Genomic DNA, 355 nt, shown 5'->3' with positions numbered 1-355 from the left:
GTAATAAGGAGACCAGAGTAAACAACTCGTGGTCCGTATCTGTCAATTAACATCCCAATGACGATCCTAGCTGGAATCGTTAAGGCCACATTGATAATTCCTAAAGCAGCTAAGTGTTCACCAGTTAACCAATCATTTGACTCAAGCATCGTAGTCGCAAGAGGAGCCATATTGAACCAAGTGAAGAATGAGATGAAAAAAGCAATCCAAGTCAGATGTAAAACTTTCATTTGTTCATTTTTGAATTTAAAAATGTCAGAAATACGCATCGTTTTTTTAGCTCCCCTTTTTGTTTTAATTAGATTTCTAGATTTTCTATATTTTCTGAACTTTTGGGATAAAAAAATATAGAAAC

General features: G+C 34.4%; 1 pseudogene. It reads right to left on the bottom strand.

Annotated features, from left to right (window positions below):
• A pseudogene (locus AOA61_RS31765) lies at nucleotides 1–269 on the bottom strand (MFS transporter); the annotation flags it as partial.
• Between the last annotated feature and the right edge of the window lie 86 nt (nucleotides 270–355).

Source organism: Pseudomonas sp. 2995-1, from assembly GCF_002742505.1.
Taxonomy (GTDB): domain Bacteria; phylum Pseudomonadota; class Gammaproteobacteria; order Pseudomonadales; family Pseudomonadaceae; genus Aquipseudomonas; species Aquipseudomonas sivasensis.
Note: the sequence above shows the minus strand (reverse complement) of the source record. Positions and strands in the feature narration are given on the sequence as shown.